At 63.2% G+C, this 21850-nt stretch carries 24 protein-coding genes; 21 read left to right on the plus strand and 3 right to left on the minus strand.

Annotated elements, in window-relative coordinates; all coding sequences use genetic code 11:
* The first annotated feature begins 58 nt into the window (after positions 1–58).
* The 10 genes from ACQKPZ_RS17570 (at position 59) to ACQKPZ_RS17615 (ending at position 9028) form a co-directional block, all read left to right on the plus strand.
* Positions 59–433 carry a chemotaxis response regulator CheY gene (locus ACQKPZ_RS17570; protein ID WP_023663319.1) on the plus strand — a complete coding sequence of 125 codons (375 nt, stop codon included), beginning with the start codon at positions 59–61 and terminating at the stop codon, positions 431–433.
* A 20-nt stretch (positions 434–453) separates the two neighbouring features.
* Positions 454–1242, plus strand: coding sequence for a protein phosphatase CheZ (locus ACQKPZ_RS17575; RefSeq protein ID WP_391132657.1), 789 nt, complete (start codon positions 454–456; stop codon positions 1240–1242).
* Positions 1243–1254: 12 nt separating this feature from the next.
* Positions 1255–3462, plus strand: a complete 2208-nt coding sequence (locus ACQKPZ_RS17580) for a chemotaxis protein CheA (RefSeq protein WP_427540459.1) — start codon at positions 1255–1257, stop codon at positions 3460–3462.
* A gap of 46 nt (positions 3463–3508) precedes the next feature.
* Positions 3509–4645 carry a protein-glutamate methylesterase/protein-glutamine glutaminase gene (locus tag ACQKPZ_RS17585; protein WP_427540462.1) on the plus strand — a complete coding sequence of 379 codons (1137 nt, stop codon included), beginning with the start codon at positions 3509–3511 and terminating at the stop codon, positions 4643–4645.
* A complete protein-coding gene (locus tag ACQKPZ_RS17590) occupies positions 4645–5385 on the plus strand; it encodes a flagellar motor protein (RefSeq protein ID WP_391132651.1) in 741 nt (246 codons plus the stop codon). Before ACQKPZ_RS17585 ends, ACQKPZ_RS17590 begins: the two co-directional genes overlap by 1 nt.
* Before the next feature lie 3 nt (positions 5386–5388).
* Positions 5389–6246, plus strand: a complete 858-nt coding sequence (motD, locus tag ACQKPZ_RS17595) for a flagellar motor protein MotD (RefSeq protein WP_198750690.1) — start codon at positions 5389–5391, stop codon at positions 6244–6246.
* Positions 6247–6428: 182 nt separating this feature from the next.
* On the plus strand, positions 6429–7217 hold the full coding sequence (locus ACQKPZ_RS17600) for a ParA family protein (protein WP_110741657.1): 789 nt from the start codon (positions 6429–6431) through the stop codon (positions 7215–7217).
* Positions 7217–8110 carry a chemotaxis protein CheW gene (locus ACQKPZ_RS17605; RefSeq protein ID WP_427540465.1) on the plus strand — a complete coding sequence of 298 codons (894 nt, stop codon included), beginning with the start codon at positions 7217–7219 and terminating at the stop codon, positions 8108–8110. Before ACQKPZ_RS17600 ends, ACQKPZ_RS17605 begins: the two co-directional genes overlap by 1 nt.
* Before the next feature lie 41 nt (positions 8111–8151).
* Positions 8152–8631 (plus strand): chemotaxis protein CheW, encoded by a 480-nt coding sequence (locus ACQKPZ_RS17610; protein WP_003254393.1) that lies wholly within the window; start codon positions 8152–8154, stop codon positions 8629–8631.
* A 1-nt stretch (position 8632) separates the two neighbouring features.
* Positions 8633–9028, plus strand: coding sequence for a DUF2802 domain-containing protein (locus ACQKPZ_RS17615; protein ID WP_427540468.1), 396 nt, complete (start codon positions 8633–8635; stop codon positions 9026–9028).
* Between the two features lie 32 nt (positions 9029–9060).
* On the opposite strand, the gene ACQKPZ_RS17620 is transcribed toward ACQKPZ_RS17615, so the two are convergent.
* The 3 genes from ACQKPZ_RS17620 to ACQKPZ_RS17630 all read right to left on the minus strand — a co-directional run bounded on the left by ACQKPZ_RS17620 (position 9061) and on the right by ACQKPZ_RS17630 (position 13697).
* A complete protein-coding gene (locus ACQKPZ_RS17620) occupies positions 9061–11739 on the minus strand; it encodes a dermonecrotic toxin domain-containing protein (protein WP_427540471.1) in 2679 nt (892 codons plus the stop codon).
* Between the two features lie 72 nt (positions 11740–11811).
* Positions 11812–12144: an EscU/YscU/HrcU family type III secretion system export apparatus switch protein gene (locus ACQKPZ_RS17625; RefSeq protein WP_427540474.1), complete on the minus strand. Its 333-nt coding sequence runs from the start codon at positions 12142–12144 to the stop codon at positions 11812–11814.
* The gene (locus tag ACQKPZ_RS17630) at positions 12141–13697 is read right to left on the minus strand and encodes a flagellar hook-length control protein FliK (protein WP_427540477.1); all 1557 of its coding nucleotides are present in this window, start codon (positions 13695–13697) and stop codon (positions 12141–12143) included. The genes ACQKPZ_RS17625 and ACQKPZ_RS17630 overlap by 4 nt, the downstream gene beginning before the upstream one ends.
* Before the next feature lie 266 nt (positions 13698–13963).
* On the opposite strand from ACQKPZ_RS17630, the gene ccmA reads away from it, so the two are divergent.
* The 11 genes from ccmA to ACQKPZ_RS17685 all read left to right on the plus strand — a co-directional run.
* Positions 13964–14596 (plus strand): cytochrome c biogenesis heme-transporting ATPase CcmA, encoded by a 633-nt coding sequence (gene ccmA, locus ACQKPZ_RS17635; protein ID WP_427540480.1) that lies wholly within the window; start codon positions 13964–13966, stop codon positions 14594–14596.
* On the plus strand, positions 14584–15261 hold the full coding sequence (gene ccmB, locus ACQKPZ_RS17640; RefSeq protein ID WP_013973563.1) for a heme exporter protein CcmB: 678 nt from the start codon (positions 14584–14586) through the stop codon (positions 15259–15261). Before ccmA ends, ccmB begins: the two co-directional genes overlap by 13 nt.
* 46 nt (positions 15262–15307) lie before the next feature.
* A complete protein-coding gene (locus ACQKPZ_RS17645) occupies positions 15308–16075 on the plus strand; it encodes a heme ABC transporter permease (protein ID WP_016711759.1) in 768 nt (255 codons plus the stop codon).
* Positions 16072–16248: a heme exporter protein CcmD gene (gene ccmD, locus ACQKPZ_RS17650; protein ID WP_391132636.1), complete on the plus strand. Its 177-nt coding sequence runs from the start codon at positions 16072–16074 to the stop codon at positions 16246–16248. The genes ACQKPZ_RS17645 and ccmD overlap by 4 nt, the downstream gene beginning before the upstream one ends.
* Entirely contained in the window at positions 16245–16700 is a 456-nt protein-coding gene (gene ccmE / locus ACQKPZ_RS17655; protein WP_427540483.1) for a cytochrome c maturation protein CcmE, read from the plus strand. Before ccmD ends, ccmE begins: the two co-directional genes overlap by 4 nt.
* Positions 16697–18685: a heme lyase CcmF/NrfE family subunit gene (locus ACQKPZ_RS17660; protein ID WP_427540486.1), complete on the plus strand. Its 1989-nt coding sequence runs from the start codon at positions 16697–16699 to the stop codon at positions 18683–18685. The genes ccmE and ACQKPZ_RS17660 overlap by 4 nt, the downstream gene beginning before the upstream one ends.
* On the plus strand, positions 18682–19218 hold the full coding sequence (locus ACQKPZ_RS17665) for a DsbE family thiol:disulfide interchange protein (protein WP_027615291.1): 537 nt from the start codon (positions 18682–18684) through the stop codon (positions 19216–19218). Before ACQKPZ_RS17660 ends, ACQKPZ_RS17665 begins: the two co-directional genes overlap by 4 nt.
* Positions 19215–19691, plus strand: coding sequence for a cytochrome c-type biogenesis protein (locus ACQKPZ_RS17670; protein ID WP_427540489.1), 477 nt, complete (start codon positions 19215–19217; stop codon positions 19689–19691). Before ACQKPZ_RS17665 ends, ACQKPZ_RS17670 begins: the two co-directional genes overlap by 4 nt.
* Positions 19684–20877: a c-type cytochrome biogenesis protein CcmI gene (gene ccmI / locus ACQKPZ_RS17675; RefSeq protein ID WP_427540492.1), complete on the plus strand. Its 1194-nt coding sequence runs from the start codon at positions 19684–19686 to the stop codon at positions 20875–20877. The genes ACQKPZ_RS17670 and ccmI overlap by 8 nt, the downstream gene beginning before the upstream one ends.
* Before the next feature lie 12 nt (positions 20878–20889).
* Positions 20890–21306, plus strand: coding sequence for a hypothetical protein (locus ACQKPZ_RS17680; RefSeq protein WP_016711753.1), 417 nt, complete (start codon positions 20890–20892; stop codon positions 21304–21306).
* A 322-nt stretch (positions 21307–21628) separates the two neighbouring features.
* On the plus strand, positions 21629–21850 hold a 222-nt coding region (locus tag ACQKPZ_RS17685; RefSeq protein WP_427540495.1), incomplete at its 3' end, for a hypothetical protein.

The raw sequence follows: 21850 nt of genomic DNA on the forward strand, positions 1-21850 counted from the left end.
GCGTGCCCGGTCGGCCGGGCGCGTTTGAGACTGCTTGGAGGTCTAATTGGACAAGAACATGAAAATCCTCATCGTTGACGACTTTTCGACGATGCGGCGGATCATCAAGAACCTGTTGCGTGACTTGGGCTTCACCAACACCGAAGAAGCCGACGACGGCACCACCGCGTTGCCGATGCTGGAAAACGGCCACTACGATTTCCTGGTGACCGACTGGAACATGCCTGGCATGTCCGGCATCGACCTGCTGCGTAAGGTGCGTGCCAGCGACAAGCTGAAAAGCATGCCGGTGCTGATGGTGACTGCCGAGGCCAAGCGCGACCAGATCATCGAAGCGGCCCAGGCCGGCGTCAATGGTTACGTGGTCAAGCCGTTCACCGCCCAGGTGCTCAAAGAAAAGATCGAGAAGATCTTCGAACGCGTCAACGGCTGAGTCACGTCAGGGGGCGCGCCATGGATTCATCACAAACGTCTTTGGGCGAGTTCGAATCGACCCTGAAGAAACACGCCCAGGAGTTGGTCGAAAGCCTGGAGCGGGGCCGCTTCGGCGAGGCGGTGCAGCTGATTCACGAGCTGAACCAGACCCGCGACCGCGGCCTGTACCAGGAAGTCGGCAAGCTGACCCGTGAGCTGCACAGTGCCATCGTCAGCTTCCAGATCGACCCGACCATACCGCAGGCCGAGGAGGTGTCGCAGATTACCGACGCCACCGAGCGCCTGTCGTACGTGGTCAAGCTGACCGAAGGCGCGGCCAACCGCACCATGGACCTGGTCGAGGAAAGCACCCCGGTGCTCAACGACCTGGCCAGCGAAGCCAAGGCCCTGAGCACCGACTGGCAGCGCTTCATGCGCCGCGAGGTGGCTGCGCCGGAATTCCGTGACCTGGTCAAGCGCGTCGACAGTTTCCTGACGCATAGCGCCGAAGGTAACCGCAAGGTCGCCGGCCACCTCAACGACATCTTGCTGGCCCAGGACTATCAGGACCTGACCGGGCAGGTGATCAAACGCGTCACCACCTTGGTGACCGAGGTGGAAAGCAACCTGCTCAAATTGGTGCTGATGGCCAGCCAGGTCGACCGCTTTGCGGGTATCCAGCATGACCACGATCAACTGCGCGCAGAAAAAGATGCAGAAAAACATCCGACTCGGGGTGAAGGTCCGCAGATTCATGCCGATAAGCGTGAAGACGTCGTGTCCGGTCAGGACGATGTCGATGATCTGCTGTCCAGCCTGGGTTTTTAAGGAGCACGTTTGATGAGCTTCGGCGCCGATGAAGAAATCCTCCAGGATTTCCTGGTAGAAGCCGGCGAAATTCTTGAGCAACTGTCCGAGCAACTGGTCGAGCTGGAAAGCCGGCCCGACGATGCCGACCTGCTCAATGCGATCTTTCGCGGTTTCCACACTGTAAAAGGGGGCGCCGGCTTCCTTCAGCTGAACGAGCTGGTGGAGTGCTGCCATATCGCCGAGAACGTGTTCGACATCCTGCGCAAAGGTGAGCGCCGGGTCGACGCGGAACTGATGGACGTGGTGCTTGAAGCACTGGATACGGTCAACAGCATGTTTGGCCAGGTGCGTGAACGCGCCGAAGTCACCCCGGCAACCCCCGAACTGCTGGCGGCGTTGTCACGCCTGGCCGAACCGGGCAGCGCCGAAGCTGCTGCGCCTGAGCCTGCTGCCGAGGCGCCCGCTGCGGCCCCGGCCGACGACCAGGACATCACCGACAGCGAATTCGAGCAACTGCTCGACTCGCTCGATGCGGTCAAGGCGCAAGCCGAAGTCGACGAGCAGATGCAAGGTGAAACCGTCAGCGGCCAAGGCGACGAAATCACCGACGCCGAGTTCGAGTCGCTGCTTGACCAGCTGCACGGTAAAGGCCAGTTCAGTGTCGAGGCAGCCGTACAACCGGTAGCCGCGCCGGTTGAACCGGTCAGCGACGAAATTACCGACGAAGAATTCGAATCGCTGCTCGACCAGTTGCATGGCAAGGGCACCTTCCAGGCTGATGCCTTGCCCACGGCCAAGGCAGCGGAACCGGTCGTGGCCGACAACAGCACCACCAGCGACGAAATCAGCGAGCACGAATTCGAGGCCCTGCTGGACCAGTTGCATGGCAAGGGCAAGTTCGGCGGTGAAGTTGTCGCCGCCGAAGCGCCGGTTGCCGCACAAGTGCAAACACCTGCGCCGGTCAAAGCCGCAAGCCAGCCAGCGGCGGCTGCGCCAGCACCCGTGAGCAAACCTGCGGCGGCACCCCGCGCGCCAGCGCCGGCTGCGGAAAAGCATGCCGTGAGCGAGGCGGAAACCACCGTGCGCGTAGACACCGCACGCCTGGACGAGATCATGAACATGGTCGGCGAACTGGTGCTGGTGCGTAACCGCCTGGTGCGCCTGGGCCTGAACAGCGGCGACGAGGCCATGTCCAAGGCCGTGTCCAACCTCGATGTGGTTACCGCTGACCTGCAGACGGCGGTGATGAAAACCCGCATGCAGCCGATCAAGAAAGTGTTCGGCCGCTTCCCGCGCCTGGTCCGTGACCTGGCCCGCCAGTTGAAGAAAGAAATCAACCTGGAGCTGGTCGGTGAAGAAACCGACCTGGACAAGAACCTGGTCGAGGCCCTGGCCGACCCGTTGGTGCACCTGGTGCGCAATGCGGTCGACCATGGCGTGGAAATGCCCGACGAGCGCGAAGCATCCGGCAAGGCCCGCACCGGCCGCGTGGTGCTGTCGGCCGAGCAGGAAGGCGACCACATCCTGCTGTCGATCTCGGACGACGGCAAGGGCATGGACCCGAACATCCTGCGCGCCAAGGCCGTGGAAAAAGGCCTGATGGACAAGGATGCCGCTGATCGCCTGAGCGAGTCGGACTGCTACAACCTGATCTTCGCACCGGGCTTCTCGACCAAGACCGAGATTTCCGACGTGTCAGGCCGCGGCGTGGGCATGGACGTGGTGAAGACCAAGATCTCCCAGCTCAACGGCTCGATCAACATCTACTCGGCCAAGGGCCAGGGCTCGAAGATCGTCATCAAGGTGCCGCTGACCCTGGCGATCATGCCCACCCTGATGGTGATGCTGGGCAACCAGGCGTTTGCCTTCCCGCTGGTCAACGTCAACGAAATCTTCCACCTCGACCTGTCGCGCACCAACGTGGTCGACGGCCAGGAAGTGGTGATCGTGCGCGACAAGGCGTTGCCGCTGTTCTACCTCAAGCGCTGGCTGGTACAGGGCCAGGTGCACGAAGAGCAGCACGAGGGCCACGTGGTGATCCTGTCGGTCGGCACCCAGCGTATCGGCTTTGTCGTCGATCAACTGGTGGGCCAGGAAGAAGTGGTCATCAAGCCGCTGGGCAAGATGTTGCAGGGCACCCCGGGCATGTCCGGGGCCACCATCACCGGTGACGGGCGCATTGCGTTGATTCTCGACGTCCCGAGCATGCTCAAGCGTTACGCCGCGCGGCGTATTTGATTTCGGTGGCGCACCCTGGCGGGTTGCGCCGCCTAATGGAGTGTTTATGGCAGTCAAGGTCCTGGTGGTGGATGATTCCGGTTTCTTCCGCCGCCGCGTCTCGGAAATCCTCTCGGCGGATCCGACGATCCAGGTAGTGGGTACCGCGACCAACGGCAAGGAAGCAATCGACCAGGCGCTGGCGCTCAAGCCCGATGTCATCACCATGGACTATGAAATGCCCATGATGGACGGCATCACCGCGGTGCGGCACATCATGCAGCGCTGCCCGACGCCGGTACTGATGTTCTCCTCGCTGACCCACGAAGGCGCCCGAGTCACCCTCGACGCGCTGGATGCAGGCGCGGTGGATTACCTGCCGAAAAACTTCGAGGACATCTCGCGCAACCCTGACAAGGTCAAGCAGATGCTGTGCGAGAAGGTGCACACCATCTCCCGCAGCAACCGCCGCCTTGGCAGCTATGCCAGAACAGCGCCGGTCGCTGCGCCTGCGCCTGCGCCTGTCAGCAGCCCTGCACCGACAAGCAGCTTTGCCAGCCCGACGCCGGCCCGGGCGGCGGCGCCTGCCCGAACAGCGGCCCCGGCTCCGGCGGCATCGCATTCGCCTGCGCCCAAGCGCAAACCCTACAAGCTGGTGGCCATCGGCACCTCGACAGGCGGCCCGGTGGCCTTGCAGCGGGTATTGACCCAGCTGCCGGCCAGCTTCCCGGCGCCGATCGTGCTGATCCAGCACATGCCGGCGGCGTTTACCAAGGCCTTTGCCGAGCGCCTCGACAAGCTTTGCCGCATCAGCGTGAAGGAGGCCGAGGACGGCGACATGCTGCGCCCGGGCCTGGCCCTGCTGGCCCCGGGTGGCAAGCAGATGATGATTGACGGCCGTGGCACGGTGAAGATCCTGCCCGGTGACGAGCGCCTGAACTACAAGCCGTGCGTGGACATCACCTTTGGTTCTGCGGCCAAGTCGTATGGTGACAAGGTGCTGTCGGTGGTGCTCACCGGCATGGGCGCCGATGGCCGCGAAGGCGCGCGCCTGCTCAAGCAGGGGGGCAGCACGGTGTGGGCCCAGGATGAAGCCAGCTGCGTGATCTATGGCATGCCCATGGCCATCGTCAAGGCCAACCTGGCCGACGCGGTGTACAGCCTGGATGAAATCGGCAAACACCTGGTGGAGGCGTGCGTCTGATGGACGTCCTCAGCCTGATTGGCCTGATTCTCGCCTTTGTCGCCATCGTCGGTGGCAATTTCCTTGAAGGCGGCCATGTTGGCGCGCTGGTCAACGGCCCGGCGGCGCTGATCGTGCTGGGCGGGACCCTGGCAGCGGCGTTGTTGCAGTCGCCGCTGTCGTCGTTCAAGCGGGCCTTGCAGATTCTGCGCTGGATCCTGTTCCCGCCACGGGTGGACCTGGCCGGCGGTATCGACCGCGTGGTGAACTGGAGCCTGACCGCACGCAAGGAGGGCCTGCTGGGCCTGGAAGGGGTGGCCGATACCGAGCCCGACCCGTATGCGCGCAAGGGCCTGCAACTGCTGGTGGACGGCGCCGAGCCGGAAGCCATCCGCAGCATCCTGGAAGTGGACTTCCTGACCCAGGAAAGCCGCGACATCCAGGCTGCCAAGGTGTTTGAAAGCATGGGCGGCTACGCGCCGACCATCGGCATCATCGGTGCCGTGATGGGCCTGATCCACGTAATGGGCAACCTTGCTGACCCATCGCAGCTGGGCAACGGCATTGCCGTGGCCTTCGTTGCCACCATCTACGGCGTGGCCAGCGCCAACCTGATCCTGCTGCCGGTCGCCAACAAGCTCAAGGCCATTGTCATGCGCCAGTCGCGCTACCGCGAAATGCTGCTCGAAGGCCTGCTGTCGATTGCCGAGGGTGAAAACCCGCGCTCGATCGAGCTGAAGCTGCAAGGCTTCATGGAGTAACCCATGCGTCGCCGTCGCCATACCGAGGAACACGAAAACCACGAACGCTGGCTGGTGTCGTACGCCGACTTCATTACCTTGCTGTTCGCGTTTTTCGTGGTGATGTACTCGATTTCCTCGATCAACGAGGGCAAGTACAAAGTCATTTCCCAGGCCTTGCTCGGGGTGTTCAACGACCCTGAGCGCAGCATGAAGCCGATTCCCATCGGTGATGAGCAACCCTTGAGCGTGCGCCCGGCAGAGCCGTTGGTGAAGGACAGTGAGCAGACCGAAGCCGGCCTGGCCGCGACCAATGTCGACCCGCTGAAAACCATCAGCGATGACGTGCGCGATGCCTTTGGCGACCTGATCAACAGCAACCAGATGACCGTGCGCGGCAACGAACTGTGGATCGAGATCGAGCTGAACTCGTCGCTGCTGTTCGGCAGTGGTGATGCCATGCCCAGCGACAAGGCGTTTTCCATCATCGAGAAGGTGGCGAACATCCTCAAACCGTTCGCCAACCCGGTGCATGTCGAGGGCTTTACCGACAACCTGCCGATCCGTACGGCGCAGTACCCCACTAACTGGGAGCTGTCATCGGCGCGGGCGGCGAGCATCGTGCGCCTGCTGGCCATGGAAGGTGTAAACCCGGCACGCATGGCGTCCGTGGGTTATGGCGAATATCAGCCAGTAGCCAGCAACGACACTGCCGACGGCCGTGCGCGCAACCGCCGGGTGGTGCTGGTGATTTCCCGTAACCTGGAAGTGCGCCGCAGCCTGACCGGCTCGGGCAGCGCCAACGCCACCCCGGATGCCGCATTACGGCGGGCTGGCACACAAAGTGCACCGGCAACGCCAGCAACGGTGGCGGGGCAGTGATTCGTCAATTCTCCGGCACTGACACAAGCACAATTTTGAATGTGACGCCGTCCCCTGTGGGAGCGGGCGCGCCCGCGAAGCAAGCGACGCGGTGAATGGCACCGGCTTCGCCGGTGTTCGCGGGCATGCCCGCTCCCACAGGGACCGTGCAAGCTTTCAGATCAATAGATAGAGTTTGCTTGATGAGAGTCTGGGCAGTAGCCAATCAAAAAGGTGGCGTCGGCAAGACCACCACAACCATTGCCCTGGCTGGCCTGCTGGCTGAGGCCGGCAAGCGCGTGGTCGTCGTCGACCTCGATCCGCACGGTTCGATGACCAGCTATTTCGGGCACAACCCCGATGCGCTGGAACACAGCTGCTACGACCTTTTCCTGCACAAGGGCGCAGTGCCCGAGGGCCTGCCCGGCCAGTTGCTGCTGCCCACCAGTGACGAGCGTATCTCGCTGTTGCCGTCGAGCACCGCGCTGGCTGTGCTGGAGCGCCAGTCGCCGGGGCAGAATGGCCTGGGCCTGGTGATCGCCAAGAGCTTGGCGCAGCTGTGGCAGGATTTCGACTTTGCCCTGATCGACAGCCCGCCCTTGCTTGGCGTGCTCATGGTCAACGCCCTGGCGGCCAGCCAGCAGCTGGTGATCCCGGTGCAAACAGAATTCCTGGCGGTGAAGGGCCTGGAGCGTATGGTCGGTACCTTGGCCATGGTCAACCGCTCGCGCAAGCAGGCGCTGCCGTACCAGATCGTGCCCACCCTGTTCGACCGCCGTACCCAGGCCTCACTGGGCACGCTCAAGCAGTTGCGTGACAGCTACGGCCAGCAGGTGTGGCAAGGCTACATTCCGGTCGATACGCGCCTGCGCGATGCCAGCCGCAAGGGCGTCACGCCTTCGCAGTTCGACAGCAAGAGCCGCGGGCTGATTGCCTACCGGGCGCTGCTCAAGCACCTGCTGACCTACAAGACCGCAGCGCAGGTGGCCTGATGACCCAGATCCAGAAAACCGGCACCCGGCCGCAGCTGGCCCTGCAATCGTACCTCGACGGCCTGCTGCAGGAGGCTACCGAGGCTGAAGAACTGTTCGAAGCACCGGCACCGGCAGATGAGTTCGCCGAGGCGGTGCGTGAAGAGCAGGCCCGTGATGCCTCCCAGTCGGCCAGGGCGGTACCAGCCGAAACCGCTGCCAGCCCGGCGCCGCGGCCGTTTGCAGAGCCCAGGCTGGCCGTGCTGCCCAGCGTATTGCCAGTGGAAGCGCCGGTGGTCACGGTGGTTGAGCAGGAGGTGGTGGCCGAAGCCGCCATTCCGGTGCTGATCGAAGAACAGGCCGTGGAACCCGCTGTGCCGCTGGTTGATGTGCACCTGCCGGCGCCCAACCTGCCGGTCCCCCCGGCCACCGTCGACGGGCGACCGGCGTGGGCCGCCGAGCCGTTCGAATGCCTGCTGTTCGATGTTGCCGGCTTGACCCTGGCAGTGCCATTGGTGTGCCTGGGTTCGATCTACACCCTGGCCGGTCAGGAGCTGACGCCGCTGTTTGGCCAGCCCGACTGGTTTCTCGGTATCCTCACCTGCCAGGCCGGCAACCTCAAGGTGCTGGACACTGCGCGCTGGGTAATGCCCGACCGCTACCGCGATGATTTTCGCCAGGGCCTGAACTACGTGATTTCCGTGCAGGGCTACGAGTGGGGGCTGGCCGTGCATCAGGTCAGCCGCTCGCTGCGCCTGGACCCGTCTGAAATCAAATGGCGCAGCCAGCGCGGCCAGCGCCCGTGGCTGGCCGGTACGGTAATTGAACACATGTGTGCACTGCTCGACGTCGCCGCACTGGCCGAGCTGATCGCCAGCGGCGCGGTCAAGCAGATGCACGCCAAACAGAAATGACACCGAACACACCGCCATTGGCGGATTTTGAGGGTAGGGGAATGAAAAAGTCGTCTGCACAAGGTTCCGAAGATCCGATCCTGCAGTGGGTTACCTTCCGTCTGGACAACGAGTCCTACGGCATCAACGTAATGCAGGTGCAGGAAGTGCTGCGCTACACCGAGATTGCCCCGGTGCCAGGTGCGCCAAGCTACGTGCTGGGCATCATCAACCTGCGCGGCAACGTGGTGACGGTGATCGATACCCGCCAGCGCTTTGGCCTGATGCCGACCGAAGTCACCGACAATACCCGTATCGTCATCATCGAGGCCGACAAGCAGGTGGTCGGCATCCTGGTCGATAGCGTGGCCGAGGTGGTGTACCTGCGCCAGTCGGAAATCGAAACCGCGCCGAACGTGGGCAACGAAGAGTCGGCCAAGTTCATCCAGGGCGTATGCAACAAGAATGGCGAACTGCTGATCCTGGTCGAGCTGGACAAGATGATGACCGAGGAAGAGTGGTCCGAGCTGGAGAATATCTGAGTTGATCCTACAGGTTGCTGTCATCTTCCTGACGCTGGTCTGGGCGCTGAGCCTGTGGTTCTTTCTCAACTACAGCAAACGCCAGCGCGAGCTGGCTGCCCAGCAGGCCGAGGGTGATGCCCTGCGTGACCAGCGCATCAAGGACCTGGCCAAGCGCCTGGACGACTACCAGAACGGCACCGTGCGCATGGGCGAGGCGCTGCACGAGCTGAGCCTGGTGGTGACGCCGCTGCCGGACAAGATCCAGCAGCTGGAGCAGCGTGACCCCAATAACGTGACCTTCAGCCAGGCGGCCAAGCTGGTGGGCATGGGGGCTAGTGTGGCCGAATTGACCGAAAGCTGCGGCCTGACCCAGGCCGAGGCGGAGTTGATGAGCAAGCTGCACCGCAGCGGTTGATGAAACGGGCGACGCAAGTCGCCCGGTTTGTTTCAGGGCCTGCCCCACGAGTGGTAGTTACCGATATTCACTACGCTACCCAGCGCCTGGTCGATGTTGCGCGCCTGGGAGACAGGTATGGCCAGGTTTGCTGTGAGGGAGCGATAAACGGTTTCCGGGATTGACTCCAGCTTGCTCAGTTGCCGCAGGAACTGCAGCCTGGGCAGGTGCCGGGCAACCATGTCGTTTAGCAGGCCTGGCCCGGTCATCCTGCTCATTTCCTGGGCATAGGCTTCGTAACCGTGGGTGCCAGCCAGCGGCCTGATGTCATAGAACGAAAGATTGCTGCGGTAGCGTGCGTTCATCTCTGCAGAAATCGCGCGCAGGGTCGGGTTGTTGGCATGGCTGCCGATCATGTTGCTGTTGTAGTCACAATGCATGCCCAGCAGCTCGTTGTTCACCGGGCTGCCGAGGACCAGGCCATCGGGTGTGGTTTTCAAGGTGACCGAGCTGATCATCGCGAAGCTGTCGGGGTTGTCTTCGAAGCTGCGCAGCGTGTCGTCGACGTCCATGTAGATACCGCCCTGCGAATCGAGTAACGGGTAGCGCAGTATGTCGGAGGCAGACGCGAAGTTTGCCCCGTTACTGTCCAGAGCCTGCCGGTACTGCTGGTAAGAGTCAGTTTTCTCGAAGGCTGCGTAGAAGGGCTGCTCTTCCAGGGTTTTGACCTGAACGTTCGATGCTGCGGTCAGCTTTGCCCGATTCTTCATGAACGCCTTGGGGTTGGACTTCGACAGGTAGAACTCATAGGTAAAGCCCGTGCCCTCAAGGCGTTTGGCGTTGCTGGCGATGTTCTGCACCAGCTCATCGGGGATGCTTTTGTTACCGACCCAGATGCTGAGGAGTTTTTTCGGCAGCGCTGTTACTTGCGAACTGTCGACCAACGGCACGCTCAGTGGCAGTTGCAGGTCGACATCCAGATTACGCAGCGTGTACATGCGCATTGCATTGCTGGCCCCGCGCGTGGCCGGGTTGACCACATACAGGTTACGAGTGCCCGCGGTTATCTGGTAGTAGTTTGGCAGCACCTTGTTGGAGTCCGCCTTGAGGATGAAGGCATCGTTATCAGTGTCGTAGAGTATTTCGACTTCGTTGCCGTCATGGCGCGCCAATAGCGGGTTGGTACCCGTTGCGCGATTCAACGGGCCTCTGGCTATGCGCGTTTCCTCCACGGGGCGCTCGGCTGGCACGAAGAAGTCTGCCACTATCTCTTCAGGCAGGCGGGGAGGGCTGTTGGGGCTCAACGGGTAGCCCCACTGATCGTTCAGGCGTGTGGGCATGACGAAACGCGAGCTTTTGCCGGGGAACAGCATTCGCAGGCGGTTCGCTGGCAGCAAGGCCAGGGGCGCGGCATTGAGCAGGCCGAAAGTGATGTTGCTTACGCCTGCGTCCTTGTCTTCGGCGGTCTTGCCGTTGATTGCCTGATCGAGCCCAAGGCCGAACTGCGCTGCCCCGCCAATGGCCAGCAGCGGTATGAGTTCGGGCACCACGATGGCCAGCGGCGCCAGCAGGTTTAGCGAGGTCACCAGGTAGCCACGCCAGCGTGCCTTGGCCACTTGCGCGTTTGTAGTGATCATGAAGTCGGCAGCGGCATAGCTTTCAGTCCGCTGCCGCAGCGTGATGGCTTCGAAGACGTCACCTTCAAGCGAATGGCTGTACTTGTCGGGTTTGTAGTTGACGTATTCCCTGGGGGGCCATGGGCCGTCAACGGTGAAGCCTGAGCGGTCGGGCGAGCGAGTGTGAAATTTCGGATAGGTAGCGAGGCCGTCCAGGGCGGTATCCAGGCCACTGAAATCCAGGCCATCGGGGGTGTCGGCCACTTTGAAGTACTGGCGCAGCCGTTGGCGTTTTTCAGTGTTGCGGCACTGTTCGGCGAACCAGTCCTTCATGACATCCATGCCATCGAACTCATGGAAGGGTGATGAGTTGCCTGGCAGGTAAAGCAGTATTTGCTGCTGGGCCTCGTCAGCAACATAGATGAGATCAGTGGCGCTGTAGCCATACACGTTCAGGGGCCTGACTTCCAGGCCAGGGCTTTTTGGCATTAGCCCCGCCGCTTGCCAGGCCAGTTGGCGGCCGGCATCGCTCAACGAGCCTTCCTCGACCTGTTTGTTGCAGGCGGCGATGAAGCTTATTTGCAGGGACTGTGGGTGAGTGGCCTTGGTCTTTTGCCAGTAATCGTCGAGCAACGTGACGAAGTGCTGGTGAAAGTCCAGGTCCGAAATGAAGCGCTGCATGGCCTCGACATCGATCGCCAGGTGAGTGGTGCTGTCGTAGCGCGGCGGGGTGGTCCTGCGGAACAGTCCGTTGAACACGTTGTAACTGATGGCGTCGTCCACGGCGCTTATGGACGGCAGATGGTCGACGAGTGTTTTGTCGCTTGGCAAAGTGCCTGCCCAGTGCCCGGTGAACATTTCGGTTATCCGGCTTTCGGACTCGCCTTGCCAGTCGGAAAGCACCGCCTGTGTGAGCGACACTCGCTGCTGGACGGCCATCTTGTCGTACATGTAATGCAATGTGACAACGTCGACCTGGTCGGGGTTGAGGTCGTGCCCTTGTTGCAGGAGCCATTCACGAATAGCGCCAGCGGCTCGTTGGTCAGGGCGGGGAATGCTCTGGAGGTGATTACGGATGAACTGCTTGCCTTTGTCGTTCACTAACGTGGAAGTCATGGGTACCACCTGTACGGTTCAAGGGCGCACAACCGTAGCGGGGTAAATCCCTTGGGCCGCCGTACAGGGGTACTACCTCGGCGGCAGGCGCAGTAGTTCTGGCGTTACATCACGCGGTTGTTCAGGGGTGTCGTTGAAACCCGGTGGGACTTTGCCACGCAACTGCCATGCAAACGCAATGATCTCGGCGATGGTCAGGTACAGCGCTTCGGGAATCTGTTCGCCCAGCTCCAGGCGTGCCAGCAGGCGCACCAGTTCGGCGTTCTCGTAGATGGGCACTTCGTGCTCGCGGGCCAGGGCCAGGATCGCTTCGGCCAGCGCATCGTCGCCCTTGGCGCTGAGGGTTGGAGCCTGCTGGCCATCGTAGGTCAGGGCAATGGCCTGGCGGGGTGGTGTGTGCGTCATGCGTTTTCGTCTACCCAGCGTTGTTCTACCCGCGTGCGCGGGCCTTGAGGGGGTGTGCCCGGGTGACACTCCAGGTCGCCAACATCCAGGCCGCGGTCCAGCAGGCGCTGGCGCAGGGCGCCGAGCTGGGTGTCGATCAGCCTTGCGGTTTGTTCGCGTTCTGCCCACAGCTGGCCGCTCAGGCGGCCTTGGCTGAATTGCGCCTGTACTTGCAGTGGGCCGAGCGGCGCGAGGTCGAAGGCCAGCTCGATACGCCACAGGGCTTGTAGCGGGTCCTGTGCTTCATGCTGGCGGTCGGCCTGCTGTTGTGGGGTTTCTTCGCGTTGTAGCTTGACCTGCAGCGGGATGAATTCCTGGCCGTGGCGGATGGGCACTTCGGTTTGCCAGGTGGTTTGCAGATTACCGTTTTCCAGGTTGCCGCTTTGTTGCAGGCTGCTCATTGCGTGGCTTTGCAGGCGTGAAACGGCCGCAGCTGCAAGGCGTAGCAGCTGTTGCAGGTCGCCTTCGTCCTCGATCTCCTTGAGCAGGCGCGAGGGCAACGGAAATGCCCCTGGCTGCGGCTTGGGGCTGACCCGCTCAAGCATTCCCAAAGCGCTGCGGGCCAGTGCTGGCATGGTCACGGCCAGGCTGGCGGGTGCCAGGTTGGCCGTGCCGGGTGGGGTGGCCGGAGCTTGGCTGATCAGGCGTAGCAGGTGTGCCTTCAGGTCGGTGGCCACGCTGGCGGGGAAGCCGCCCAGCAGTTTTGCTTCAAGGAAGGCGCCGCTGTTGTTCAGTGCCTGGGCCACCGCCTTGGCGTCGCCCAGCTGACGGGCGTCTGGCAGGCCGCTCAGCAGGCGTTCGGCGCTGGCGCGCAGGTCGCCGTCCACCCCGGGGTCGCGAATCAGCTGTTGCAGGGCATTGAGCACGCCGGGCAGTGAGGCCTGGCGGTTTTGCTGGGTCAGCAGTTGCTGGGCAATGTTCAGTTGGTCCTGCCTGCCGCTTAGCGGCACGAAGCGCAGTGACTGGTCGCCCTGCACCAAGGCACTGAGCAGGCTGCCAATGGCCAGTGGCCGTGGGCTGTCCACTGTCAGGGTGGCGCCGGCCTGGGCGCTGTTGAGCAGGCTGACCAGCGCCCGGTAGACGCCAGGCTGGCCGGAAGGCTGGGGCAAGAGCTGGTTGGTGACGACCTTGCCTTGCAGCAGGGTACCGACCGGCACCTTGCTGGTGTCCAGGCGGGTGAGGGTGGCGAGCTGGCTGGCGCTGGCCTGTTGCAGCATGATCGCCAGGCGGTTGCTTTCGGTCTGGCTGACGGTGACCTGGCTGCCTTGGGGCAGGGGCTGGCTGGCGCTGGCTTGCAGTTGCGTCTGGATGCCGTTGGCCTGCATCAGCCGCAGCACGAGCTGGAACTCACTGCCGACCTGGCGCAATGAAACCACTTGGGCTTGCGCAGTCTCGCCGGGGGCCATCAAGCCGGGCTGCGGTTGCGTCAGGCGCAGCAGTTCGCCGGTCATGCCCGCCTTCATGGCTTGGGTGTTGATCGCGGTTTGTGCGCCGAGACTATTGATTTCAGTCATGATTGTATACAACCTGTGGGCCCCGGCCTCTTGGCAGCGCGGTGGTGCGTGTAATAATGCCGACCGCCCGTCGTTGCCAGTATAACGGCAGCGTGCGGGGCGACTTGAGACACAAGGGTTTGAGATCGGTGTTGCCTGCTTCGCGGGCTTGCCCGCTCCCACAGGTACGGCGCAAGGCTCGAAAGCTGCGCAGAATCCTGTGGGAGCGGGCAAGCCCGCGAAGCAGGCAACACCGACCTGAAGCCCTACAAAGATAAGGCGAAACCGTGACCCTTCACCTCCAAGCCGCAGGCCTGGCCTGCGAGCGCGACTGGCGCCTGCTGTTCGAACAGCTCGATTTCGAGCTGGCCGCCGGCGACATGCTGCAGATCAGCGGCCCTAACGGCAGCGGCAAGACCAGCCTGCTGCGCCTGTTGGCGGGCTTGATGCAGCCGACTGCCGGGCAGATCCTGCTGGGCGGCAAACCGCTGGCAGAGCAGCGCCATGCCCTGGCCAGCATCCTGCTGTGGATCGGCCACGCCGCCGGCATCAAGGACCTGCTCACCGCCGAGGAAAACCTCACCTGGCTGTGCGCCCTGCACCAACCCGCCAGCCGCGAGGCGATCTGGGCGGCGCTGGCGGCCGTTGGCCTGCGCGGTTTCGAAGACGTACCCTGCCACACCCTGTCTGCCGGCCAGCAGCGCCGTGTGGCGTTGGCGCGGCTGCACCTGGCCTGCCCGCCGTTGTGGATTCTGGACGAACCGTTTACCGCGCTGGACAAGCAAGGCGTCGCCCAACTGGAAGCGCACCTGGCAGCCCACTGCGAGCAGGGCGGCACGGTGGTGCTGACCACCCACCACACGCTGGAACGCAAGCCCTCCGGTTACCGTGAACTGAACCTGGGGCAATGGGCGGCATGAGCGTATTCATCCTGTTGTTGCGCCGCGAAGCGCGCCTGCTGTTCCGTCGCCCGGCCGAGCTTGCCAACCCGCTGGTGTTCTTTGCCATCGTGGTGGCGTTGTTTCCGTTGGCGGTTGGCCCTGAAAGCCAATTGTTGCAAACCTTGTCACCGGGCCTGGTCTGGGTGGCGGCATTGCTGGCGGTATTGTTGTCGCTGGACGGCCTGTTCCGCAGCGATTTCGAGGACGGCTCGCTGGAGCAATGGGTGCTGTCACCGCACCCACTGGCATTGCTGGTGCTGGCCAAGGTGCTGGCGCACTGGATCTTTTCCGGGCTGGCGCTGGTATTGTTGGCGCCGCTGCTGGCGCTGATGCTGGGGCTACCGAGCCATTGCCTGCCGGTGCTGCTGGGCTCGCTGTTGCTGGGCACGCCGGTATTGAGCCTGCTGGGCGCGGTGGGCGCGGCGCTGACAGTCGGTCTGAAGCGCGGTGGTTTGTTACTGGCGCTGCTGATTCTGCCGTTGTATATCCCTGTATTGATCCTGGGCAGTGGTGCGTTGCAAGCGGCGTTGCAAAATATGCCGGCAACCGGCCACCTGCTCTGGCTCGCCAGCCTCACGGCCCTGGCCGTGACCCTGGCACCTTTTGCGATAGCCGCTGGCCTGAAGATCAGCGTCGGCGAATAACGAGTCCTGGGCTCTCAAGCCCGGCAAATACCCTGGATGCACCCTGATGAAAATAAGCTGGACGTGGTTCCACAAACTGGGCTCCCCCAAATGGTTCTATGCCATCAGCGGCCGCATGCTGCCATGGCTGGCCGGCGCTGCGGTGCTCCTGCTGCTGGTCGGCATTACCTGGGGCCTGGCCTTCGCCCCCCAGGACTACCAGCAAGGCAACAGCTTCCGCATCATCTACATCCATGTGCCGGCGGCGATGCTGGCGCAGTCCTGCTACGTGCTGCTGGCCGTGGCCGGGGTGGTGGGGCTGGTGTGGAAGATGAAAATCGCCGACGTCGCCCTGCAATGCGCCGCGCCCATCGGCGCCTGGATGACCGCCGTGGCGCTGGTCACCGGTGCCATTTGGGGCAAGCCGACCTGGGGCAGCTGGTGGGTGTGGGATGCCCGCCTTACGTCCATGCTGATCCTGCTGTTCCTGTACTTCGGCATCATTGCGCTGGGCCAGGCAATCAGTAATCGTGACAGCGCAGCCAAGGCCTGCGCGGTGCTGGCGATTGTCGGCGTGGTGAACATTCCGATCATCAAGTACTCGGTGGAGTGGTGGAACACCCTGCACCAGGGCGCCACCTTCACCCTTACCGAAAAACCGGCGATGCCCGCCGAAATGTGGCTGCCGTTGCTGTGTACGGCGCTGGGTTTCTACTGCTTCTTCGGTGCCGTGCTGCTGTTACGCATGCGCCTTGAAGTGCTCAAGCGCGAGGCGCGTGCGAGTTGGGTCAAGGACGAAGTGTTGAACAGCTTGGGGCGGAGGGCCGCACAATGAGCTTTGCCACCTTCGGTGAGTTTCTCGCCATGGGCCACCATGGCCTGTACGTGTGGTCGGCCTACGGCATCTGTATGGCGGTGCTGGCGCTGAATGTCGCCGCACCGCTGCTGGCCCGCCGTCGCTACCTGCAAGAAGAGGCGCGCCGTTTGCGCCGGGAGAACAACCAGTGAATCCGCAGCGCAAGAAACGCCTGTTGCTCATCGTCGGCCTGCTGGTCGGCGTCGGGGTTGCCGTCGGCTTTGCCTTGAGCGCATTGCAGCAGAACATCAACCTGTTCTACACCCCGACCCAGATTGCCAACGGCGAAGCGCCGCTGGACACCCGCATCCGCGCCGGCGGCATGGTCGAGAAAGGCTCGGTGCAGCGCTCGTCCGACTCGCTGGATGTGCGTTTTGTGGTCACCGATTTCAACAAGTCGGTGCCGATCACCTATCGGGGCATCCTGCCTGACCTGTTCCGTGAAGGGCAGGGCATCGTCGCCCTGGGCAAGGTGAACGCAGAGGGTGTGGTGGTGGCTGATGAAGTGCTGGCCAAGCACGACGAGAAGTACATGCCGCCCGAAGTCACCAAGGCCCTCAAGGAAAGCGGCCAGGCCGCCACGGGTGAGGAGGCCAAGCCATGAATGCGGCGCTGGTAATTCCTGAACTGGGCCAGCTGGCGATGATCCTGGCCATCTGCTTTGCCGCCGTGCAGGCCAGTGTGCCGTTGCTCGGCGCCTGGCGTGGCGACAGCCTGTGGATGAGCCTGGCACGGCCGGCAGCCTGGGGGCAGTTTGCTTTCCTGGCCTTTGCCTTTGCCTGCCTGACCCATGCCTTCATGACCGACAATTTTTCGGTCGCCTACGTGGCCAGTAACTCCAACAGCGCCTTGCCCTGGTACTACAAGTTCAGCGCCGTGTGGGGCGCCCACGAAGGTTCGTTGCTGCTGTGGGCGCTGATCCTGGGTGGCTGGACCTTCGCCGTGTCGGTGTTTTCGCGCCAATTGCCGCAGGTGATGCTGGCCCGCGTGCTGGCGGTGATGGGCATGATCAGCGTGGGCTTCCTGAGCTTTTTGATCATCACGTCCAACCCGTTCCAGCGCCTGCTGCCGCAGGTACCCACCGATGGCCGCGACCTCAACCCGCTGTTGCAGGACTTTGGCCTGATCGTTCATCCGCCGATGTTGTACATGGGCTACGTGGGCTTCTCGGTGGCCTTTGCCTTCGCTATCGCCGCCTTGCTCGGCGGCCGCCTGGACGCCGCCTGGGCCCGCTGGTCGCGGCCGTGGACCATCGTTGCCTGGGCCTTCCTTGGCGTGGGCATCACCCTGGGCTCGTGGTGGGCCTACTACGAACTGGGCTGGGGCGGCTGGTGGTTCTGGGACCCGGTGGAAAACGCCTCGTTCATGCCCTGGCTGGTGGGCACGGCGCTGATCCACTCGCTGGCGGTGACCGAGAAGCGTGGCGTGTTCAAAAGCTGGACCGTGCTGCTGGCGATTGCCGCGTTCTCGCTGAGCCTGCTGGGTACCTTCCTGGTGCGTTCCGGCGTACTGACGTCGGTTCACGCGTTTGCCGCCGACCCGTCGCGGGGCATCTTCATCCTGATCTTCCTGCTGTTCGTGGTCGGTGGCTCGCTCACCCTGTTCGCCCTGCGCGCGCCTGTGGTCAAGAGCCAGGTCGGCTTCGCCCTGTGGTCGCGTGAGACGCTGCTGCTGGCCAACAACCTGGTGCTGGTGGTGGCCGCCTCGATGATCCTGCTCGGCACGCTTTACCCGCTGATACTCGACGCGCTTACCGGGGCCAAGCTGTCGGTTGGCCCGCCGTACTTCGACGCCTTGTTCCTGCCGCTGATGGCACTGCTGATGGTGGTGCTGAGCATTGGTGTGGTGGTGCGCTGGAAGGACACCCCGGCCAAGTGGTTGCTCAGCATGATGACCCCGGTGCTGATCGGCAGCGCCATCCTCGCCCCACTGGCCGGTTTTATCGTCGACGACTTCGACTGGCCGACCCTGACCGCCTTCGCCCTGGCCGCCTGGGTGGTGCTCGGCGGGGTGCGCGACATCCTCGACAAGACCCGCCACAAAGGCCTGGTCAAGGGCCTGCCGGGCCTGGGCCGCAGCTACTGGGGCATGCAGTTGGCGCACCTTGGGCTGGCGGTGTGTGCGCTGGGCGTGGTGCTGTCGAGCAACAACAGCGCCGAACGCGACTTGCGCATGGCCCCGGGGGAAAGCGTGGAGCTGGGTGGTTACCACTTCCTGTTCCAGGGCGCCAAACACTTCGAAGGGCCGAACTTCATCTCCGACAAAGGCACCGTGGTGGTCAGCCGCGATGGCCGTGAAGTGACCACGCTGCACCCGGAAAAGCGCCTGTACACCGTGCAGCAGTCGATGATGACCGAAGCCGGGATCGACGCCGGCTTCACCCGCGACCTCTACGTGGCCCTAGGCGAGCCGCTGGAGAATGGCGCCTGGGCGGTGCGCGTGCACATCAAGCCTTATGTCCGCTGGATCTGGCTGGGCGGTCTGCTGACCGGCCTGGGCGGGTTGCTGGCGGCCCTCGACCGGCGCTACCGCGTCAAGGTCAAGACCCGGGTGCGTGAGGCCCTGGGCGTGTCTGGAGCAGCTGCATGAAGCGTTGGATCATGGTAGTCCCACTGGCTGTGTTCCTGCTGGTGGCGGTGTTCCTCTACAAGGGGTTGTTCCTCAAGCCCGACGAACTGCCTTCGGCAATGATCGGCAAACCCTTCCCGGCGTTTTCCCTGGCCTCGACCCAGGGCGACCGCACCTTGACCCAGGCCGACTTGCAGGGCCGCCCGGCGCTGGTCAACGTGTGGGCCACCTGGTGCCCGTCGTGCAAGGTCGAGCACCCTTACCTGAACCAGCTGGCCCAGCAGGGCGTGGTGATCCATGGGGTCAACTACAAGGACGACAACGCCGCCGCACAGAAGTGGCTGGCCGAGTTCCACAACCCCTACCAACTGGACATCCGCGACGAGCAGGGCAGCCTGGGCCTGGACCTGGGCGTGTATGGCGCGCCGGAAACCTTCCTGATCGACGCCAAGGGCATCATCCGCTACAAGCACGTGGGCATTGTCGACGCCACCGTGTGGCGTGAGCAGTTGGCGCCGCTGTACCAGGGCCTGGTCGACGAGGCCAAGCCATGAAGCGCTGGCTGGCAGCCGCCGTGCTGGGCATGAGCCTGGCCGGCGTGGCCAAGGCGGCCATCGACACCTACCAGTTCCGCGACGACGCCGAGCGTGAGCGTTACCAGCAACTGACCAAGGAACTGCGCTGCCCCAAGTGCCAGAACCAGGACATCGCCGACTCCAACGCGCCGATTGCCGCCGACCTGCGCCGGGAAATCTTCCGCATGCTGGGCGAGGGCAAGAGCAACCAGCAGATCGTCGACTTCATGGTCGACCGTTATGGCGACTTTGTGCGCTACAAGCCAGCGCTCAGCGGGCGCACCTGGCTGTTGTGGTTCGGCCCGGGCATCCTGCTGGCGGGTGGTTTCGTGGTGCTGGCGGTGATCGTGCGTCGACGCCGCGGCCCGGCCGTGCCGGGCGGTAATGAGTTGTCTGCCGAAGAACGCGAGCGTCTCGCCAAACTGCTGGAAAAAGAACAGACCCATGATTGAATTCTGGCTTAGTGCGGGCCTGCTGCTGCTCGCTGCCCTCAGCTTTTTGCTGATCCCGATCCTGCGTGGCCGCCGTCGCCAGCAGGAAGAAGACCGTACCGCGCTTAACGTTGCCCTGTACCAGGAGCGCATCGCCGAACTGGCCGGCCAGCAGGCCGCTGGTGTGCTGGATGAAGCGCAGTTGGCCAAAGGCCGCGATGAAGCTGCCCGCGAACTGCTGGCCGATACCGAAAGTGCCGAACCGTTGCGTCAGGGCCATCTGGGCAAGGCGCTGCCATTGCTGGCGGCGGTGCTGGTGCCGTTGATGGCCTTGGGGCTGTACCTGCATTTTGGCGCGGCAGACAAGGTGGCGCTGACCCAGGAGTTTGCCGAGGCGCCCAAGTCGATGGAAGAAATGACCGCACGCCTGGAGCGTGTGGTGCAGGCCCAGCCGGATTCGGCCGAGGCCATGTACTTCCTGGGCCGGGCCTACATGGCCGAACAGCGCCCGGCTGACGCGGCACGCACCTTCGAGCGTGCCGTGGCCCTGGCTGGGCGCCAGCCCGAGCTGCTGGGGCAATGGGCCCAGGCCCTGTACTTTGCCGCAAACAAACAGTGGAGCCCGCAGGTGCAGGCGCTGACTGACGAAGCCCTGAAAGCCGACCCCAACGAAGTGACCAGCCTGGGCCTGCGTGGCATTGCTGCCTTCGAAGGTGAGCGTTATCAGGAGGCCATCGACTACTGGAAGCGCCTGCTGGCGCAGTTGCCGGAAGGTGACGCATCGCGTGGCGCCTTGCAGGGTGGTATCGACCGCGCCGCCGAGCGCCTGGGTGGTGGTGTGGCAGACGCTGCGCCCGCACCTGCGGCGGCCCGCCTGAAAGTGCGGGTGGAACTGGCGGCGGCGTTGAAGGACAAGGTCAAGCCGGAGGACACCGTGTTCATCTTCGCCCGTGCCAGCAATGGCCCGCCCATGCCGTTGGCGGCCAAGCGGGTGACGGTGGCGCAGTTGCCGATCGAGGTAGAGTTGTCGGATGCTGACGCCATGATGCCGCAGATGAAACTGTCGCAATTTGCCGAAGTCCAACTGGTTGCACGTGTATCGCGCGCTGGCCAGCCTACCCACGGCGAATGGATTGGCCAGGGTGCGCCACTGCCCAGCGCCACCCAGGCTACCCAGCGCCTGACCATCGACAGCCCCGACCAGTAAGAGAGCAATGCCATGCACAGCACCGTCCGCCTGACCCTGATTACCCTGGCCCTGGGTTTGTCTGCGTGTACGGTGCATCAGCCGTATGAGCAGCCTGAGCCACCGATCGAGCGTGTGCCGCCGCAGGGGCCGGTGGTCAAGCCATTGCCGGGTGGGCAGCCATCGACCCAGCCGAGCAAGCCGGCGGCGATTCCCAAACCGATGCCACGTACCTCGGCCAGCTTTGCGCCACCGCCTGGCGGGGCTAGCCATTGGGACCCGAAACTGGGTGTATACGTACTTGAGAAGCAGCCGAATACCTTTTACCGGCAGCGTACCTATTACCGGTTTGATAACGGCTGGAGCTGGTCGTTGAGCCCGAATGGGCCGTGGCAGGAAACAGATAGCAGTGGTGTTCCAGGTGGGTTAGGTCGCGCATTCGCCCAGTAACACCAATCTCGCCGTTGAAGTTGCCGTTGCTTTTGCTTTTGCTTCTAAGCGCGCGATAGATCAGGCGCCGCCGATTGCGACTTCAGGAGGCCGAGCGGAGGGATTGCGGAGGGAGGTGACGGGCATGGATGCCCGTCAAGCGCTGAGGCCCCATGGATGGGGCCTGCAGCGCGTACTCCTGGGAGCAAGCCCGTAGCGAGGGGACCCCGGAGCGAAGCGTAGGGGCCGGATGACGGGAGCCAGCCTTTTTTGGTTACTTTTTGGGGCGTTTGCCAAAAAGTGACCCGCCGTAAGGGCGGAAAGGTGACTGAGCGCCACCTGCGTGAATGAATACTTACTCGATGTGAATGCCCACATCCAAGAAGCAAGAAGCAAGAAGCAAGAAGCAAGAAGCAAGAAGCAAGAAGCAAGATTCGTCTGTTTTGAATCAGCGAACAATCCATTTGCGGTGGCGACGCTGACTCACCTTTTCGCCCTTACGGCGAGTCACTTTTTGTCAAACGCGACAAAAAGTAACCAAAAAACGCTGCGCTCCCATCATCCG

This window comes from Pseudomonas sp. NPDC089547 (assembly GCF_050280665.1).
GTDB lineage: Bacteria > Pseudomonadota > Gammaproteobacteria > Pseudomonadales > Pseudomonadaceae > Aquipseudomonas.